The organism is Alloscardovia macacae (assembly GCF_002259705.1).
Classification (GTDB): Bacteria; Actinomycetota; Actinomycetes; order Actinomycetales; family Bifidobacteriaceae; genus Alloscardovia; species Alloscardovia macacae.
Genome location: NZ_MWWT01000009.1, coordinates 14,429 through 33,503 on the forward strand (window position 1 = coordinate 14,429; position 19,075 = coordinate 33,503).

Here is a 19,075-nt window from a genome sequence, read left to right on the forward strand (position 1 = left end):
CTCCGCCTACACGTCGCGCTCCTCGAGCGCATCCACATACACAGCCGCGCAGTAGTAAACGAGAAGAATCATCAGCGCCACCGTCACCACCCAGAGCGCATAGTCTCCCACGACCCGCTCGAGCACCGACACACCGAGCCCACCACAGATAAAGCTCACCACCACAGTGACATAGCTCAGTGCGCGCCTGAGGACAGCGAATTCCCTCTCCCCCGAAAAGTAGTCATACCAGGCGGTGAGCATACGCCGGTAATTTCCCGAGGTCATGAGGATAGTGAAGGGATACGCTTCGATATGACTTCCCGTAAACGTGAGCATCATCAGTCCTGTACCGAAGCCGAGCAGTGCGACCGACAGCGTGGACGAGGCGTGAAGAAAGAGTGGGAAGATTGCCGTACAGAAAAGGAGAGGAAGCAGAAGCCAGACGCGCCAGTATGCCGTGCGCGCGCGCCGCTTCGCCCAGATGCCGAGGACAAAACCGAGCGAAAAGAACGCGATGGATAGACACTTGATGAGCATCATCTGCCAGCTATCCGGCTTCAGATCCGAGATGAGCAGGATGATGTTACCCGTCTGCGTGGCGAGCAGCGTTTTAAAGCGGATATGGCAGAAGACGTCGAGCGCGCCGCCCAGAAAAGCGAGCAGAACGGCGGCGAAGCGCGTATCTTGCGGCATGACAGACGCGTTACGCATTCAGACGCGCATCCAGTTCATCGATCATCTCGCGCGTCGTATCCCAGCTCGTCACGAGACGCACGATATACTGCCCGTCTCGAGGAGGCTCCCACAGCGCGACCTGAGCAGCACGCGTGAGGCGTTCGTACTGCTGCTCGTTCATGACGAAGAACTGCTGATTCGTGGAGCTCGCGAGATAGCGCTCGTACCCGTGCCGCAGGAGAACGTCCGTGAGCTGCTCGGCCAGAGCATCTGCCTTCTGGCCAATTTCCTCGTACAGCCCATCGGTAAACAGCGCATCGAACTGCACTCCCAGCAGACGCCCCTGAGCGAGCAAAGCCCCATGCTGCTTAATCTGCGTAGTCAGATGCTGAGGAGCCTGCGCGCAAAGACCACTCCCGGCCGGATTCGGGAAGACCACCGCCTCACCACACAGCGCACCCAGCTTCGTCCCACCGATGTAAAACGCATCCGCCAGCTTTGCGAGCTCAGGAAGGCTCAGGTGCGGCGCACTCGAGCCCAGAGCGTACCCGAGGCGAGCACCATCGACGAAGAGGCGCATGTGGTACTCGTCACAAATGCTGCGAATAGCCTCGAGATCACCCTTCGAGTAGAGCGTGCCAAACTCGGACGGATAGCTCAGATACACCATGCCCGGGAAAACCATATGCTCATGGTTCGGGTCCGCGTAGAACGCTTCGACGAATGCGCGGATATCGTCCGGGTTCATCAGTCCGTCATGACTAGCGATGGTGAGTACCTTATGCTGGGAGAACTCGATGGCACCTGCTTCGTGGACGCTCACATGTCCCGTATCCGCGGAGATGACGCCCTCCCATGCATTCAGCATAGTGTCGATGACGAGCTGATTCGTTTGCGTACCTCCCACGAGGAAGGACACATCTGCCTGCGGCTGGCCTATAGCGGCGCGAATCTTCTCGCGTGCGCTGGCACTATACTCATCGTCGCCATAGCCATCCTGCGGGATGCCGTTCGTGCGCACAAGGGCGTTCAGGACTGCGGGGTGAGCTCCGGCATGGTAGTCATTATGGAATGCGAGGGTGCGCGGTGTGGTGTCTGACATGTGATTCTTCTTCGTTTATTTCTCGAGCAGGTGGACGATGGATTCCAGCGCCAGCTTATACCCATAGAAACCCATGCCCGCTATAGTGGCAGTGGCTATGGGAGAAATCACCGAATGCTTGCGGAAAGCTTCGCGCGACGCTGGATTCGAGATATGCACTTCGATGAGAGGGATGTGTTCATCCGTCACCTGCGCTGCGGCATCCGCCAGGCCGTACGAGTAGTGCGTGAAGGCAGCAGGATTCAGAACGATAGGCGTCTTTTCATCCACAGCCTGATGCATCCAGCGGATGACCTCTGCTTCATCGTCACTCTGGCGCACGTCTACCTCGATGCCGAGCTCCTCCCCCCAGCGCGTGCAGGCATCACGTAAGTCCTCGAGGGGAGCTGACCCGTATATCTCTGGCTCCCGCACGCCGAGGCGTCCGAGGTTCGGGCCGTTCACTACTATGATTTTCGGCTTGTTCTGTGCTTCCTGAGTCTCCTGAGTGTGGGCTGCTTCTGTCATATGTTCTCCTTTTGCTACGTTTGTTACGAGGCCAGACGGTGCAGCGCTTCGATGACGCTGTCTTCGCTCGGATCTTCCAGACGACGGGCGTGGCCTATCTCATCAACCACGACGAAACGCAGCATGCGTCCACGTGCTTTTTTATCGCGGTGCATAATCTCGAGGACACGGTCTTCGAAGTCTTCCATCTGGGCGTCAGTGGCATCTGGACCGAGAGCCTCGCTCAGCGTGCTCCACGTGGTCGGCAGGCCCACAGACTCGAGGATATCGCGCGTATAGTCTACGAAATCGCGGTCTACGATGCCATGAATCTCTGCGAGCTCAGCGGCATAGATCATGCCCACAGCCACAGCTTCGCCATGTCTCCACGTAAAATGTTCCATCTTTTCGATGGCATGGCCGAGAGTATGCCCGTAGTTCAGGAACTCTCGCAGACCTTTCTCCTTCAGGTCGGTACTCACGTGGCGTTCCTTCACGCGCACGCTACGTGAGATAAGCTCGATGATGATGTTCATCTGCTCATCCGTTATATGCGCTGGGTCGAGTGTACGCAGCATATCTGCATGCTTCTCGATGATTCGTAAGATACTCTGATCACTGATAAACCCAGCCTTCACCACTTCGCCGAGGCCTTCGGTGAAGATGCGCGGACTGAGGGTGCGCAGCGTATCCACATCCGCGAGCACACCCACTGGCGTGTAGAAGCTGCCCACGAGGTTCTTTCCTGCCTCGGTATTAATGCCTGTCTTTCCACCTGTGGATGCGTCCACCATAGCCAGGAGCGACGTCGGGCAGTTCACATAACGGATACCACGCAGCCATGTGGCGGCTATGAACCCAGCCACATCCGTGGCAGCTCCCCCACCGAGTCCCACGATGGCATCCGAGCGGGTAAAACCGAGCTCACCGAGCTGATCCCACACATCCGAGACTACACGAAGAGTCTTTCCCTCTTCAGCATCTGGGATGACTATCTCCGTAACCTCATATCCTGTGCGACGCAGAATGGCGCGGGCTTTATCGCTGTGGCGCTGCACACTCTCCGTATGAATCAGCGCCACGCGAACAGCTCCATCCTTGCTCGACGGATCGCCGAGAAGGTCCGGAAGATGCTGCATGGTATTTATCCCTATATGCACGTCATATTCAGGACTCGCACCCGAGACGTGGATAATGCTTTCATCCAGCACGTCGATGACTGTATTCGCAGCCTGACGTGGAGTCTTTCCATGCGTAGGAAGGGTAAATGTGGCCAGCTGCGCGTATGTCTCGTGGCGCTGGTCGTAGAGATCCATCCACACTTTATGCGGATTATGCTTCAGCAGTGGACGCGTCCCCGAGCGCGTGGCATGTTCTATAGCTTCTTCTGGCTCGGCATTCAGATAGATGACCTGACCACCCATGCGGGCGTAATGGCGCAGATTCTCCTGCGTCTGCGCATTCATAGGCGCGCCTCCACCGAGAGAGAGAATTCCCTCGAAGTGAATGTGTGAGCGTGGGATGCGCGGTGGGCGCTGGCTGTGCCGGGTACGAGACGACGTATCCGAGCTCTGTGACCTGCTGCGGTAGGCGCGGTCTGCGCGCACGAATCCCGCTATAACATCGCACTCTACTGCACGGAATTCGGCTTCTCCTCGCGTCTCGAAGATCTCAGCGATGCGCATATCCTCGATGCGTTCTATCTCTTCATCGGAATCATAGAATCGAATACCGAGAAGATTCGCCACTTCCCTGCCGATGCGCGTCTTGCCTGAGCCTGGCATGCCTATGAAGACAGCATACGGAATAACAGCATTCTTTTCGTTTCGGCGGGCTCGCTGACCCGTCCGCTGCCCGGCATGCTGACCGCTGCGTTCCTGTCCGCGCTGCTGGCCGCCACTGCGTGTATCTGTGCGTGTGTCTGTGCCTGCGTCCGCCTTATGACGGCGCTTCCTATGCCAACTCATCTATCCCCTCATCCTGCTTTTTACGCTCTTGAGTCTGTAGTCCCGCTTACTTCAGGTACTCTGGCCAGCTCTCCAGGTACGACTGAATGTTCCGACGCGTCTCCTCAAGGCTGTCTCCACCGAACTTTTCGAGGATGAACTGCGCGAGAGTCAGGCGCACCATAGCCTCTGCTACCACAGAGGCAGCAGGCACAGCCGTGGCATCCGAACGCTGATGGATGGCGGTGGCTTCTTCACCCGTGAGTACATTTACTGTACGCAGCGCACGAGGAAGAGAAGAGATAGGCTTCATGGCAGCGCGCACACGAATAGGCTCGCCGTTCGCCATAGATCCTTCCACACCACCTGCTCGGTTCGTCAGGCGGTGGATACGGCCGTCTTCTCGCACTATCTCATCATGCGCATCCGAGCCGAGGCGGTCTGCTTCCTTAAAACCATCACCTATCTCCACGCCCTTAATGGCCTGAATGCTCATAACATTCGCAGCCAGTGCTGCATCGAGGCGGCGGTCCGATTCCACATACGTGCCCACGCCAGCTGGCACGTTATACGCGATGACCTCGATTACGCCGCCGAGGGTATTCCCCTGCTTCTTTACTTCATCGATGCGTGCAGTCATGCGTGCTGCCGCTTCGGCATCCAGCGTGCGCGTAGGAGACTCGTCGAGCGCTGGCACGTCTGATGGGAGTGGCAACGTGTAATCCTCGGAGACATATTCTCCACCGATGGAAATGACGTGCGCGACGGTTTCTATGCCTGCCACCTGCTTGAGGAAGTTCGCTGCCACCTGACCAAGTGCCACGCGCGACGCCGTCTCGCGCGCAGACGAGCGTTCGAGCACCGGACGCGCATCCTCGAAGCCATACTTACGCATACCGGTCAGATCTGCATGACCAGGACGCGGATTACTCAGCGGAGCATTACGCCCGGTCTCGCCGAGCTCCACATCCTCAGGCAGAGGATCTGCGCTCATCACCTGTGTCCACTTCGGCCATTCCGTGTTTCCTATCTCGATGGCTATAGGCGAGCCGAGAGTACTGCCGTGGCGCACACCCGTGAGCATACGCACCTGGTCCTGTTCGAATTTCATGCGCGCACCGCGTCCATAGCCGAGGCGACGGCGTGCCAGTGCCTGCTTAATCTCCTCGCTGGTTATCTCGACACCGCTCGGAAGGCCTTCTATCATGGCCACGAGTGCTTCACCGTGGGATTCTCCTGCTGTCTGCCAGCGTAACATGGTCGTCTCCTCGCTTATCCGCGTTCAATCACACACCGCCATGTGAGATACATGTCATTTTTGACTCTCCATGGGTTCTAGGGTATATCTTACGGAATGGACTACCTTTTCCACACGCTGAGCGTGCTTCCCTGTCTGATAGGTGGACTCGTCCTCGCTATCCGAGACGAGCGCGTGCGGCTCGTGTCACGCCGCACGGTGCTTGCGTGCGTGCTCGTTCAGCTGGCATGGCTCGCACTTCTGTCTGCTTTCGGCGTCACGCGCTGGAGCGTTCTGTTCGCCGGCGTAACGTATGCCGTGGTCTGTACGTTTATCCAATTTTTCCTCTACCGCATAGCTCGCGGAGCTCTCGCATTCGGAGATGTCACCGCCATGAGCGTCATGGCTTTCCTTTTCAGCCCTGTTCCTGTCAGCCAGTGGCACTGGCTCGTGATCTGGTGGGTCGTTATGGGCGGATGTGTTAGTGGGAAAATTGCCCTCAGAAAAGAAAAGCAGTCAGTCGCTTTCGTGCCGATACTCTACGTCTCGGCACTCATCACGCTGACTGCTTATGCTCTTACTCACCTGGCTTAGTGCGCGGCCTCCCAGTCCTGATACTCCTTCGAATACTGCTCGAACTCGCTCTGGCTCGCGGTAAACTTCGTCTCCCCCGTATCGAGGTTCACCGTCACGAAGTAGATCCAGTCTCCCGCCTCCGGATTCATCACCGCCTGAATGGCCTTATCTCCCGGATTACTGATAGGCGTCGGCGGAAGCCCCGTATGAATGCGCGTGTTATACGCGTTATTCGCGTCGTTCAGCTGAGAGACGGTCAGGTCTCGCGCGATGACCCCCGCGCCATACGCGATGGTGGAGTCCATCCCGAGCGCTATATTCTGCGCCAGACGGTTCTCGATGACGCGCGCCACCTTCCCGTAGTACTCGTCCTTATTCACCTCAGCCTCCACGATGGAGGATTTGATGAGGACAGTCTCGTACTGATCTTCCGGCACGCCCAGCTCCTGAAGCTTCGCCACACGCTTATCCACCATAGCTTTGAGAACGTCTGCCGCCGACGTCATGCCTTTCACGTTATATGTGCCCGGCTCGAACCATCCTTCGAACTGTCCACCAGCCACTGCCGGCAGGATATTCGTAGCTCCACCGTTCGTGCTTGCATTCGTCAGCGCATCGAAATCTGACTGCGCGATACCTGTAAGCTTTACGGCAGCGGAGATGACGTCTGCCATCTTTTCGCCAGACTTCACCACAAGCGATCCAGTAATCTTCGACGGGTCGGTCACGATGGTTACCACATCTGCAGCTGCCATCTGCTTCTTCAGCTCGAAAGTACCCACTTGGATACGCTGAGCAGCGTTTGCTGCATCCACTGCATTCGTAAACGCTCCTGCAGTGCGCACGACGCCCGCGTCCACGAGCTTTTGCGCGACAGAAGACACTCCTTCGCCTTCTTCGATGGTAAAGTCCACAGTTTCGGGAGTACCCGGACCTGGATAGTCCAGAGTGGCAGATTCCTTCGTCTGTGCCGCCACATTCGCATGGCGAAGCGAGCGCAGAACCTGGTAGCCACCTACTCCAGCTCCTGCCATGAGCGCGAGGACGATGAGAATAATGAGCACACGCATCTGCTTTTTACGGCGGCGGCGCTTACGCTCAGCCCGCACCTGCCTACGGCGCTTCGGAGGAAGCGGAGGGGCTGCTGGACTGGACTGGGCGCGCATATCCGCATGGATATCTGCGTCGAGCTGCGAACCCTGAGCGGTATGCTCAGCGAAAGCCTGAGCGAGCTGATGGGAGCCCGTGGTCTGGGCGTCAGTCAGCTGCTCTGCCTGAGGCCCTGTCTGGGGCTCGGCGTCAAACATGCCGAATAATTCGTCGTTTTCTGTCATATGTCTCCTGAACCATGGATGAGCTACGCCTCGTATGTCCGAGCCTCGCCCTTCTGGTCATCTAAAGCTGATTGTAACAGGATTACTGCGGCTTGGCTATCTATCACACTGCGGTGCTGACGCATGGATAGTCCTGCATCGAGGAGCTGATTATGTGCGGCGACGGAGCTCAGGCGCTCATCGCGGAGCTCTACGCGCACATCATCCAGCGCATACTGCTGCAATTTCTTCTCTAACGCACTCGCCCAGCGCTTCGCTTTCTTCGCGCTTTTCCCCTCTGTCCCATCCAACTGGAGTGGGTAGCCCACGATGACAGTACTGACATCATGATCCTCTATGAGAGCGATCACGTCTTCTATGGCGTAAAAATAATCTCCTGCCACTGCTATGTGGCTTTCCGGGTGTGCCAGAAGCAGATCCGGGTCGCTCAGGGCTATTCCTACCCTGGCGTTTCCCAGATCTACTCCCATCCACACTTGGTGTCGAATCTCTCGACTGTTCGTCACGGTCTCTTCCGTCTTTTCCGTGCCTGTACCGTGTCGCTTTTAGCGGCCCAGGACTGTGTTCGTCAGATTTTCGAGAGCCGATGGAATCTGGCTCGCGTCCTGACCGCCACCCTGAGCGAAGTCTGGCTTACCGCCACCGCCACCGCCGAGCATCTTCGAGGCTTCACGCACGAGATCTCCTGCCTTCAGGCCCTTCTCGCGTGCAGCATCGTTTACCGCCACGATGATGACTGGAGTACCGGACTCGCCCACGCCTGCCAGCGCTATAACGGCTGGCTTATCCTGGCTGAGCTGGCTGCGCACCTCCATAACGGCCGAGCGCAGAGCATCCGTAGTACCGAACTGTCCCACGTTCGCGGTGACGACGGCTACCTCTTCCGTCGTCTCGCGTGCGGACTTCACCAGTGCTGGAATCTGAGCCTTCAGCTGCGCTTCATACAGTGCGGCGAGCTTGCGGTCTGCGTCCTTCAGCTTCTCCATGAGCGTAGCGATACGGTCTGTCAATTCATCTGGACGCGCATGCATCACATCCGAAAGCTGGGACACCAGCGCATGTTCACGAGCATGGAAGTCATATGCCTTCTCGCCCACGACTGCATCCACGCGGCGCACGCCCGTGCCCACAGAGGACTCGCTCATGACGGTGATAGCGCCGATCTTACCCACGAAGTCCACGTGTGTACCACCGCACAGCTCACGGCTCCAGCCGTCTTCACCGATAGTGACCACACGCACCACGTCACCGTACTTTTCGCCAAACAGGTGCATGGCACCCAGAGCGATAGCATCGTCGAACTTCATCTCCTGCGTAGTAACGGACAGGTTATCGCGCAGACGTTCATTCACACGAGCTTCCACAGCGTTCATAGCCTGATCCGATGGTGCGGATGCCCACTGGAAGTCGAAACGCAGACGGTTCGGCGCATCTTCCGAACCACGCTGGGTGGCCTGAGGGCCGAGCTCTTCACGCAGGGCCTTATGTACCATGTGCGTAGCCGTGTGCGAGCGAGCGATAGCACCGCGGCGCTCGAGATCTATCTTTGCTGTCACAGCAGACTCTACCGTCAGCGTACCTTCCACGAGACGGCACTGGTGCACGATGAGGTCCTTAATAGGCTTCTGGACATCATCCACTTCGAGAACAGCGCCATCATCCGAGAGAATCTCACCCTGATCAGCCAGCTGACCGCCAGCCTCTGCATAGAACGGCGTGCGGTCGAGAATGACTTCCACCGTAGCAGGAGCGGTGACGGCTGGGACAGAGCCCTGGCCTTCTACGACGATGCCGAGAACGCGAGAGCGCGAGGACATATCCGTATATCCGAGGAAGTCGATAGGCGCTTCGAGGCTCTTCTTCACATCGTCGTAGACACTCAAGTCCACGTTACCGCGCTTCTTCAGAGCATCAGCACGTGCACGAGCCTTCTGCTCCGCCATGAGGGAGCGGAATGCATCCTCATCCACCTGAACACCCTGCTCAGACGCCATCTCGAGAGTCAGCTCGATAGGGAAACCATAGGTGTCATGCAGAGCAAATGCGTCAGCACCCGACACAGCAGAGCCCGAAGCCTTCGCCTTATTCACAGCTACGTCGAGGATGGTGGTACCGTTATCCAGAGTGCGGCGGAATGCGTCTTCCTCACCATATGCAGCATTCTCGATGTCTGCGAAACTGTCGTTCAGTTCCGGGTAGCTCGCATTCATCACAGACTTCGACACTGGCAGAAGCTCAGGAAGCACTTCTTCCTGCACGCCCAGCATCTTCATGGAGCGCATAGTGCGACGCAGCAGGCGGCGCAGCACATAACCGCGGCCTTCATTCGATGGACGCACACCGTCGCTCATAATCATGAGAGCAGAGCGCACATGGTCGGCGACCACGCGGAAGCGGACGTCGTCTTCTTCCTTTTCACCATAAGTGAGGCCAGAAAGCTTTTCTGCTGCCTGGATGACAGGGAACATCTCATCGGTCTCGTAGATGTTCTCCTTACCCTGAAGCAGGTAGGCCACGCGCTCGAGGCCCATACCGGTATCGATGTTCTTATTCGCCAGTTCGCCGACGATGTGCAGGTCTGTCTTCGACTTCACGTTATCGACTTCGTAATTCTCGAAAACGAGATCCCAAATCTCCGTGTAGCGGTTTTCGTCGGCGATAGGGCCGCCTTCCTTACCGTACTGCGGTCCACGGTCCACATAAATCTCCGAGCATGGGCCGCCAGGTCCAGGTCCACCCATGGTCCAGAAGTTATCTTCCATGCCCATGACCTGCATGTGCTCAGGATCCATACCCTCATTACGCCAGATAGCGCGAGCTTCTTCATCATCAGTGAAGGTAGTCACCCACAGCTTTTCTGTGTCGAAGCCATAACCGCCCTCGCTTTGAGGCTTCGTGAGAAGCTCCCATGCATAGTGAATGGCTTCTTCTTTAAAGTAATCGCCAAAGGAGAAGTTACCCAGCATCTGGAAGAAGGTGCCATGACGAGTGGTCTTACCCACCTCGTCGATATCCAGCGTGCGCACGCACTTCTGGTTACTGGTCACTCGCGTCTTCGGTGGAGTCTGCTCTCCCAGAAGATAAGGAACGAAAGGAACCATACCTGCGATGGTGAATAATGTGGTAGGATTTGGGGAAATCAAGGACGCTGAAGGCAGCACCAAGTGGCCCTGCTTTTCGAAGTATCCTGTATACCTATTTGCTATTTCTGACGTGCGCATTCCTGCGTAACTCCTTGATTATATGAGGGTATAAAAGTATTATCTGCGGCCAAACTTCTCGGCGTACGACGCGTTCATCTCAGTCTCCTTCTCAGTACGATACTGCTGGAAGTCTTCGATGAGTGAGCCGAGAGTGCGTAAGGTGACATTATCCTGATCTGGCCCGAGGACGAACTCACGCGCCATGCGTGGCGTGTGAGAACGCACATATGCCTGGGCTTTGCTCGCGATAACGAGGCCAGCTGCCAGTCCCACGAGGAACCAGAAAAGACGCTTCAGCATGCTGTACCTCTTTCCTACTTCTGTGACTCGGCCGGCGTCTCAGGCGCGGATACGGCGGACTTCCCTACGAATCCCTGGACGGTCTTCTGTGCGGCATAGACAGCGGAGGCTATCTTAATCACCGGCTTACCCAGTACCGCACCATAAAGGTCCGTGAGGGCACCGATGTTATTCGCTGTAGTAGATGCAGCAGAAGATATCTGGTTCACATCCTCGAGTGACTGGTTCACCTTCTGCACCGTGGTTACGCTTTCATCCAACGCAGGAATGGCATGGTCACCCGTGTCCTTCACCGTCTGCGCTATCTGGTCGAAAAGCTTTCCGAGCCGGATAAGAGGGTAAATCAAAAAGCCGGCGAGAATGGCGAAGACGATAGCGGCGATAAGACTAGCTACCTGTCCGAGATCCATGGCACGCTCCTTTTCTCCTACCTCTAGGCATGCTCGACGCACGCCCTGTGTACACATATGAGAATAAGGCTACCACTAGGCGTACCGAGAGGGTGTCCTCCACTTACGCTTCGAGAGAGACGACGCGCAGGGCTGAGGAAAATTGACCTTCAGAAGGCTCGAAATCTAAGCGCGTCACGCTCCCATTCCCCGGACGAACGGTCAGGTCGATGCCGGCCGGAGCAGTATCGCGGAACCGCTGCAGGAGGCTCAGAAGCGTGTTCCCATGCGCGATAACGAGGACATGACTCCCCTCAGCGACGCGCGGTGAAGCGGCGATGATGCTATACGCGCGTTCGACACGCTGCCAGTACTCAGCGTCACTCTCCGCATGATGGAACGGGTCAGCTTCTTTAAGGAAATCGCGCGTGGCAGCAGAACCAAACTTCTCGAGGATAGCCGCGTACGACGGCGCACCGTGAGGAGCACCTGCAGCCCACCACGCCTCAGCCATGTCACGGCCTTCGAAATACCCGTAAAACTGCTCGCGAAACTCCATGTGAGCCTCGGCCTCACGCATGTGTGCAGCGCGGGCGTGAGCATTCTTCTCGAGGATGATGCGTGCGGTATCCTGAGCGCGCGTCGTATCTGAGCAGAATGCAGCGTCGAACTGGATATCTGCGAGCTTCTCTCCAGCGCGCACCGCGTCAGCTCTGCCGGACTCGGTGAGCGGAGAGTTCGACCATCCTTGCAAACGGTTATAGACATTAAAGTACGTCTGACCGTGACGCACTAAGTAAAGATGTACTGTCATAGCTCTAGTGTACCGCGACGCGTCGGGGTGCGCGCGTGTGTGTCTGCGCGAGTCAGTGTTTCTGCGTGTCTGCGTGTCTGCGTGTGTCGTGTGTCTGCGTGTGTGGAGTTTTCGCGGATACACGCGCGGGCTCCCTCGTACTGGCGCAGCACAGCCCGTATACTGGCATAATGAAACGATTTCTTATGAACTGGCTCGTGCTGACCATAGCCACGGGCGTGACGGTATTTCTTCTGCCTGGGCTGAGCATCATAGGCGACCGCGCGTGGGTGGCGTACGGTAGCTTCGCACTGTTCATGGCTCTGATTAATGCTTCTATCAAGCCATTTATGCAGGTGCTCGCTCTGCCTTTCTCCATCTTTTCCTTCGGACTGGCAGCACTGCTCATTAATGCAGCCTGCTTCGAGATGGCTTCTTCGCTGGCTACGCGCGTCTTCTACACGGGCGTGGTCTCGTCGAGCTTCGGCTGGTCGCTGATGGGAGCTCTCGTACTGTCGCTGGTCTCGGGGCTGCTCGGCTTCCTTCGACTGGACTAGCCAAACTTACTGAGACACTCTGAATACACGAAGGCTCGCCTTCCGGGAAACCGGGGCGAGCCTTCGCGTGTATGTATGCCGTAAATAAATGTTTCGTTTCTGCTGCCGAAAATGCCGTGTAAACAGCAGAAACCCAGTTCTGTTTAACGAGAGTAGTGTTCGACCACGTACTGGATGTTAACGGTTACTGGAATCTCTTCCACTTCTGGCTTGCGAGACAGGGTAGCCTTCAGAGCTGCCAAGTTCACATCCAGGTAACCTGGAACTGCTGGGAGAACGTCGCGGTGTACGCCTTCTGCTGCAGCCTGGAATGGCTCCATGGTCTGGCTCTTAGGCTTAACCTGAATGGTCTGGCCTGGCTTGACATGGTAGCTAGGGCGATCCACGATGTTACCATCCACGAGGATGTGACGGTGAACCACGAACTGACGAGCCTGTGCGGTGGTGCGAGCGAAGCCTGCACGCAGCACGAGAGCATCGAGACGAGACTCGAGGTTTACCAGCATCGCGTTACCGGTCTGACCAGCTTCGCGACGGGACTTTTCATAAATCGCACGCATCTGCTTTTCAGAGATGCCGTACTGTGCGCGAAGACGCTGCTTCTCGCGCAGACGTACTGCGTAATCGGACTCTGCGCGACGACGATCACGACCATGTTCACCTGGACCATATGGACGCTTCTCGAAGATACGCTGAGCCTTAGGGGTCAAAGCGATGCCGAGGGAGCGAGAAAGACGCACCTGACGGCGTGCACGCTGTACCTTAGTCATATAATTTTCCTTCTGTTGTAGATAGGCAAGATGAGCTTTCGGGTGAAGGCTCACCGAGTCAGCCACTCCTGCGCTTAGCGCTGAACAATGTCTACAAATTCAGCGTGTAACGACGCCACTTCACCGCAAGCTTCCATGACGCCGCCGACCCGCAGATGGGCCAAGACTCCAGAGCTATATCCTCGCCTAGCGGGCTACGAAAGATGCATCCATAGATGAGCATATAGCATTCTTTAGCTTACTACGCTCTGCCTACAAGAGCCTTCTGGCCGGTACAGTTCTTACCACGCTGATTCTGGATGCCATCTACAGCTTTTCTATAGGCGCCATGCGTAGCATGAGTCGCTTCGTTCCCTTCGACTTAAAGTCCACCGTCAGCACCGAGTTCTGTCCCCTGTCCTGAAGCTGGATAACCGTGCCGAGACCATACTCATCATGGGTGATCTTATCTCCCACGGTAAAGTCCGCTATGGTGTACTTTGGCGTGGTCTGCTTCTGCTTCTGCCCCTTACCCGCAGAACGCGATGGCGCCACGCGGCGCGTGGTCACTGCGCTGGAGGAAGAATTGGCAGAAGAACGCGTAGATGAGCGCGAACGACCAGCTGAGCCATACGAACTCTCTGTACTCACACCATAGCGCATATGTGAAGTGCGCGCGCTCGACGAGCTACCGGAGCGTGACGACCCTGAGGAGCTGCCATACGATCCGCCGAAGCTGGACGAACCGTACGAGGAACCATACGAGGATGTGCGCCCGCGCGAGCCGTACGACGAGTTCGAACCAGCCGAGCCATACGACGAGTTCGACCGCTGCGATCCGTACGCGCTCCCCCAGCCATCACTGTCCGGAAAATCCTCATAATCCGGAAAGTCCTCGAAATCTCCTTCAGCGTAATCCCAGTCATCTTTCTTTAAGCGCTCCACAGTCGACTCGCGGCGCTCCCAGTGGATAAGACCATCAGGAATCTCATCGAGGAACTGGCTCGGCTGCATATCCGAAGCCTGCCCCCACTGCGAACGGACAGCCGACCGCGTCACGTACAGACGGCGCTGCGCACGGGTAATCCCCACGTATGCCAGACGCCGCTCTTCAGACAGCTCTTTCTCATCCTCCACACTGCGCGAATGTGGGAAAGTCCCCTGCTCCATGCCTTCGAGGAAGACGACTGGATACTCGAGACCCTTCGCCGTATGCAAAGTCATGAGCGTCACCGTTCCGCGGTCTTCCCCCTCACTCGGCAGCTGGTCCGAATCCGCCACAAGAGCAGTCGTCTCGAGGAAACCAGCGAGCGACGCATCCGGCGTATTCTGCTCATACTCGGCCGCCACAGACTGAAGCTGGCTAAGATTATCCACGCGCGTGGCATCCTGAGGATCTTCCGAACGGCGAAGCTCTTCTATCAGGCCCGTCTTATCCAGCACTTCAGCGATGATTTCGCTCGGGTGCGCGTCATGCTCCACAGCAAACGCACGCAACTCTCTCATAAGGCTGCGGAAAGCTATGATGGCATTCTTCGAGCGAGAAGCGATATCCGGATTCTGCTCGACGAACTCGATGGCAGACCAGAACGTATCCGCACGTTCAGCAGCCGCCGCGTTCAGCTGAGCCTCTGCGCGCGCTCCCAGCCCACGCTTCGGTACGTTCAGAATACGGCGCGTGTTCACATCATCTGCCGGATTCGCTATAGCCTGCACATATGCCATGGCATCCTTAATCTCTCTGCGTTCGTAGAAGCGCGTACCGCCCACGATCTGGTACGGGATACGTGCGTTAATCAGTGCTTCTTCGAGCGAACGAGACTGTGCATTCGCACGGTACATGATGGCCATCTGAGCGAAAGTATAGTGTCCTTCACCCTCGAGGCGCGCTATCTCCTGAGCTATCCACTGAGCTTCCTGCTGCGTGTTATCCGCTGCATACCCGATGATTTTATCTCCCTCACCGAGGGCAGTCCACAGCTTTTTCGGCGTGCGGTTCTGGTTCTGAGCGATGACCGCGTTCGCAGCGTCCAGGATAGTCTGCGTGGAACGGTAATTCTGCTCGAGCATGATGGTGCGTGCGTTATCGAAGTCCTGCTCGAAGTCCAGGATATTCGAGATGTCTGCACCGCGGAACGCGTAAATGGACTGGTCAGAATCACCCACGACCGTCACCCATGCAGGCTTCAGACCAGGCGTAGCATCTGGTAGCTCTTTACTCGCAAGCAGGCGGATGAGCACGTACTGCGCATGATTCGTGTCCTGGTACTCGTCTACGAAGATGAAGCTAAAACGCTTGCGGTAGTGCTCGAGAGCCTCCTGGCTGGTGCGTAGCAGCTCGACCGTGCGCACCAGCAGGTCGTCGAAGTCCACAGAGTTCGCCGCGGCGAGACGATGCTGATATTCCGCGTAGCAGACCGCGAATACTTCTTCCGCATTCCCGAGGTCTGCGATATGCTGTCCGCGCTTTCCCGGCGTGTAGTCGCTCGCCACGTGCGCGAGAGCATCCGGAACAGGGATAAGCTGATTTTTAAAGTCCGAGATGGCGCCGAGAATAGAGCGCGGCGTGTAGCGCTTGATATCGATGTTCAATTCTCCCGCTATGAGCTTAATCAGCCTCTCGCAGTCCGCCGTATCATAAATGGAGAATCCAGACTTCAGACCGATATCCTGGCCGTGCTGTCTGAGCATGCGCACGCAGGCGGAGTGGAAGGTGGATACCCACATCTTCTGTGCCACCGGGCCGATGAGAGAGCCCAAACGCTCCTTCATCTCCGCCGCGGCTTTATTCGTAAAGGTGATGGCCAGAATCTGGCTCGGATAGGCGTGCCACTGCGTCAGCGCCCACGCGATGCGACGTGTGAGCACGCGAGTCTTACCTGACCCTGCACCAGCTCCGATGAGGAGAGCTGGCCCCTCATAGCGCACAGCCTCGTTCTGCTGTTCGTTCAGACCAGCAGTAAGGTCTTCAGCAGTGTGAGGGGTCACCTCTGGAGCGACGCTCCTCGAAGAGGGGGCGGAGTAGACTTCGTAAGTGGCGGGCGGCTCGCTCGGTTCGCTCGGCTCGCTCGGCGTGTAGTCCGATCCTCCTGGCGCAGAGTCTCTTGGCGCAGAGTCTGGCGCAGAGTCTCCTGGCATATAGTCTGGCGCTGGTTCGTACGGTGGTTCTGGTTCATATGCAGGATCTACCCATGGCTCGCCCACGGGTATAGGTTCACCCTGCACCCACGGATCATTCTGCTCATCGTGCATCTGCATCTCCTGCATCTGCATAGTAGTGTCCATGAACACATTCTCCGCTGGCTCAGTCGCAGAAGGCTCGGTAAAATCCGGCTCTGGCACTGCATTCTGCAGTGGGGCCTTCTGTACGCTGTCCTCAGGGAGAGCGTCGAATCCGTCGAAATCAAATCCAGACTGTGTGAAGTTCATTCTTCACTTGTAGCACATGAGGGTTACATTCGAACATGTGTTCGAAAACGACACGCCGCGACTCGCCGAGTTCTTCAAGCTCTGACGTCTCGCTCCGTCATCGACACGCGGTAAGCTAAGCCATACAGACATAACACACACCGCTCACCCACCACCTATTCGCCGCCCAGTTTCTTCGCGCAGTATCTGACCGAAAAGTACCAGTGGCTAGCTCTCTCCATCAGGAAAACAGGTGGTCCGTGCAGCACCGAGCCTAAAGAAGAGAGAATCATGAAGCTTCTAGAAGACCGCATCCGCGAGGAAGGTACCGTAAAGCCTGGAGACGTTCTGAAAGTGGACGCCTTCTTGAATCATCAGTGCGACGTCGCACTCTTCGACGCCATGGGCGAAGAGTGGGCGCGCCTGTTCGAAGGCACTCAGATAGATAAGATTCTCACCATCGAAGCCTCAGGCATCGGCATAGCCTGCGTGGCAGCCCGTCACTTCGGGAATGTTCCGGTGGTCTTCGCGAAAAAAGCCCAGTCCATTAACCTCGATGGAGACCAGTACTCGACGAGCATCTATTCCTTCACTAAGCAGAAAGAGTTCCCCGTCATCGTCGCGAAGAAGTTCCTAAACGAAGGTGAGCACGTACTCATTATCGATGATTTCCTGGCAAACGGTAATGCCTTAAATGGTTTACTGAAGATCTGTGAAACTGCAGGTGTAGTCGTAGAAGGATTCGGTATCGCTGTAGAAAAGGGCTTCCAGGGTGGCGGAGACGCGCTGCGTAACCGCGGATACCGCGTCGAATCCCTCGCGAATGTACGCACTATGGATGCCGAGACCGGCAGCATCGAGTTTAACTAAGCCTCTCTTCATCTCCCTCGCCCCCCCATTTCTCTTAGATAAGGACAGCTCATCATGGCAGCATCCACTTCTTCAGCAGCTGAATCCCAAGCAGCTGAATCCCCAGCAGCGTCGCCTTCTACAGCCACCTCACCACTGCGTCAGCTCGATGGAAAGATATCCTTCTGGTCAGGAATACCATTCGGCATTCAGCATGTGCTCGCCATGTTCGTGGCAAACCTCACACCTATAGCCATCGTGGCCGCAGCAGCCAGCATGAACTCGGAGTACAGTGCATGGATCATCAGCTCTGCACTACTCGTAGCCGGCCTCGGCACGTGCCTACAGCTCTACCCTCTGTGGCGCATAGGAGGCCGCCTGCCTATCGTCACCGGCATCTCCTTTACGTATGTGGCTGCAGCGACGGTCATCGCATCTGACCCGAAGCTCGGTTACGGCGCGGTCATAGGCGCGGTCATCGTGGGCGGCTTCCTCGAGCTTATTCTGGGACTGACAGCTCAGTACTGGAAGCGTTTTATTAACCCTATCGTGTCTGCAGTCGTGGTGACCACCATCGGTTTCTCCCTGCTCTCCACAGGCGCCACCTCATTCGGCGGCGGTTCCGGCGCGAAAGACTTCGGTTCCTGGCAGAACCTGGCTGTAGCCACTATCACTCTCGTCGCATGCCTCGCATTCCAGCTTCTGGCAAAGGGCGTAGCGAAGCAGCTTTCCGTCCTTTTCGGCCTTGTCGTGGGATACGTCGTCGCCTTGGTGTTCACGCTTTCTGGCCTCGCTCCTGGCATGGTAGACTTCAGCAAGTTCGCGAACCTCGACCTCGTTTCGCTCCCCCACATCGCTCCGCTTATGCCATTCGGCATCATCTTTGATGTCAATTCCATCGTGACCTTCGCTCTTCTCTACGTCGTATCATCCGTAGAAGTTCTCGGGAACACCTCGTCGCTTACTCAGGTGGGCTTCGACCGTGAGCCGACCGAGCGTGAAACTGCTGGCGCTATAGCCGGAGATGGCCTCATTTCTACCGTATCCGGCCTCTTCGGCGCGCTGCCTCTCACTTCCTTCGCTCAGAACGTAGGCCTCGTAGCCATGACGAAGGTCGTTAACCGTAAGGTCATTCTCTCTGGCGGCATCATCCTCATCCTGGCCAGCTTCTTCCCGGGATTCGCGGCTATTTTTAGCTCTCTACCTCAGGCAGTCCTCGGCGGATGCACCATCATGATGTTCGGCTCCATCGTTCTCGCTGGCATTCAGATGATAGCAAAGGCTGGTTTCTCCCAGCGAAACATCACTATCGTGACTCTCTCCCTGACCATAGGAATAGGCTTCACTCAGGCCACGGGTATCTTCCAGCACTTCCCTCAGCTCTTCCAGTCTGTTTTCTCGAATGCCATAGCCATCGCATTCGTGGTGGCACTCATCTTAAGCTGGGTACTTCCAGACGAGAAGCACTTCTTAGCGGACTAAGGTATAC

The 19,075-nt window shown here is 56.8% G+C and carries 17 protein-coding genes; 4 read left to right on the forward strand and 13 right to left on the reverse strand.

Features of this window, described 5'->3' with window-relative positions; translation table 11 throughout:
- Positions 1-6: 6 nt before the first annotated feature.
- From ALMA_RS06875 to aroC, 5 genes are all read right to left on the reverse strand, one after another.
- Positions 7-675, reverse strand: a complete 669-nt coding sequence (locus tag ALMA_RS06875; protein ID WP_158520681.1) for a YoaK family protein — start codon at positions 673-675, stop codon at positions 7-9.
- A 10-nt stretch (positions 676-685) separates the two neighbouring features.
- Positions 686-1,759 (reverse strand): threonine aldolase family protein, encoded by a 1,074-nt coding sequence (locus ALMA_RS06880; RefSeq protein WP_094726966.1) that lies wholly within the window; start codon positions 1,757-1,759, stop codon positions 686-688.
- Positions 1,760-1,774: 15 nt separating this feature from the next.
- Complete coding sequence (gene aroQ, locus ALMA_RS06885; RefSeq protein ID WP_094726968.1) at positions 1,775-2,266, reverse strand: type II 3-dehydroquinate dehydratase; 492 nt, start codon at positions 2,264-2,266, stop codon at positions 1,775-1,777.
- A gap of 23 nt (positions 2,267-2,289) precedes the next feature.
- A complete protein-coding gene (locus ALMA_RS06890) occupies positions 2,290-4,029 on the reverse strand; it encodes a bifunctional shikimate kinase/3-dehydroquinate synthase (protein ID WP_244568917.1) in 1,740 nt (579 codons plus the stop codon).
- Between the two features lie 229 nt (positions 4,030-4,258).
- Positions 4,259-5,449, reverse strand: a complete 1,191-nt coding sequence (aroC, locus tag ALMA_RS06895) for a chorismate synthase (RefSeq protein WP_094726972.1) — start codon at positions 5,447-5,449, stop codon at positions 4,259-4,261.
- 96 nt (positions 5,450-5,545) lie between these two features.
- On the opposite strand from aroC, the gene ALMA_RS06900 reads away from it, so the two are divergent.
- On the forward strand, positions 5,546-6,022 hold the full coding sequence (locus tag ALMA_RS06900; RefSeq protein ID WP_094726974.1) for a hypothetical protein: 477 nt from the start codon (positions 5,546-5,548) through the stop codon (positions 6,020-6,022).
- On the opposite strand, the gene mltG is transcribed toward ALMA_RS06900, so the two are convergent.
- The 6 genes from mltG to ALMA_RS06930 form a co-directional block, all read right to left on the reverse strand.
- Positions 6,019-7,338: an endolytic transglycosylase MltG gene (gene mltG, locus ALMA_RS06905; RefSeq protein ID WP_244568908.1), complete on the reverse strand. Its 1,320-nt coding sequence runs from the start codon at positions 7,336-7,338 to the stop codon at positions 6,019-6,021. The two genes, ALMA_RS06900 and mltG, sit on opposite strands and share 4 nt — an antisense overlap.
- Positions 7,339-7,361: 23 nt before the next feature.
- Positions 7,362-7,808, reverse strand: a complete 447-nt coding sequence (gene ruvX, locus ALMA_RS06910) for a Holliday junction resolvase RuvX (protein WP_094726975.1) — start codon at positions 7,806-7,808, stop codon at positions 7,362-7,364.
- 75 nt (positions 7,809-7,883) lie between these two features.
- Entirely contained in the window at positions 7,884-10,559 is a 2,676-nt protein-coding gene (alaS, locus tag ALMA_RS06915) for an alanine--tRNA ligase (RefSeq protein ID WP_094726977.1), read from the reverse strand.
- Between the two features lie 39 nt (positions 10,560-10,598).
- Positions 10,599-10,841 (reverse strand): hypothetical protein, encoded by a 243-nt coding sequence (locus ALMA_RS06920; RefSeq protein ID WP_086107066.1) that lies wholly within the window; start codon positions 10,839-10,841, stop codon positions 10,599-10,601.
- Between the two features lie 14 nt (positions 10,842-10,855).
- On the reverse strand, positions 10,856-11,251 hold the full coding sequence (locus ALMA_RS06925) for a DUF948 domain-containing protein (RefSeq protein WP_094726979.1): 396 nt from the start codon (positions 11,249-11,251) through the stop codon (positions 10,856-10,858).
- A 103-nt stretch (positions 11,252-11,354) separates the two neighbouring features.
- The gene (locus ALMA_RS06930) at positions 11,355-12,044 is read right to left on the reverse strand and encodes a histidine phosphatase family protein (RefSeq protein WP_094726981.1); all 690 of its coding nucleotides are present in this window, start codon (positions 12,042-12,044) and stop codon (positions 11,355-11,357) included.
- Positions 12,045-12,214: 170 nt separating this feature from the next.
- Between ALMA_RS06930 and ALMA_RS06935 the strand changes: the two genes are divergently transcribed.
- Complete coding sequence (locus ALMA_RS06935) at positions 12,215-12,580, forward strand: phage holin family protein (protein WP_094727248.1); 366 nt, start codon at positions 12,215-12,217, stop codon at positions 12,578-12,580.
- Positions 12,581-12,723: 143 nt separating this feature from the next.
- Here the strand turns inward: ALMA_RS06935 and rpsD are convergent, their stop codons facing one another.
- Positions 12,724-13,350 carry a 30S ribosomal protein S4 gene (gene rpsD, locus ALMA_RS06940; protein ID WP_086107069.1) on the reverse strand — a complete coding sequence of 209 codons (627 nt, stop codon included), beginning with the start codon at positions 13,348-13,350 and terminating at the stop codon, positions 12,724-12,726.
- Positions 13,351-13,656: 306 nt separating this feature from the next.
- Complete coding sequence (locus ALMA_RS06945; protein WP_094727250.1) at positions 13,657-16,467, reverse strand: ATP-dependent helicase; 2,811 nt, start codon at positions 16,465-16,467, stop codon at positions 13,657-13,659.
- 561 nt (positions 16,468-17,028) lie between these two features.
- On the opposite strand from ALMA_RS06945, the gene ALMA_RS06950 reads away from it, so the two are divergent.
- Both ALMA_RS06950 and ALMA_RS06955 read left to right on the forward strand, forming a co-directional pair.
- Entirely contained in the window at positions 17,029-17,607 is a 579-nt protein-coding gene (locus tag ALMA_RS06950; protein WP_094726982.1) for a xanthine phosphoribosyltransferase, read from the forward strand.
- 54 nt (positions 17,608-17,661) lie between these two features.
- Positions 17,662-19,068, forward strand: coding sequence for a nucleobase:cation symporter-2 family protein (locus ALMA_RS06955; protein WP_094726984.1), 1,407 nt, complete (start codon positions 17,662-17,664; stop codon positions 19,066-19,068).
- Positions 19,069-19,075 lie beyond the last annotated feature (7 nt).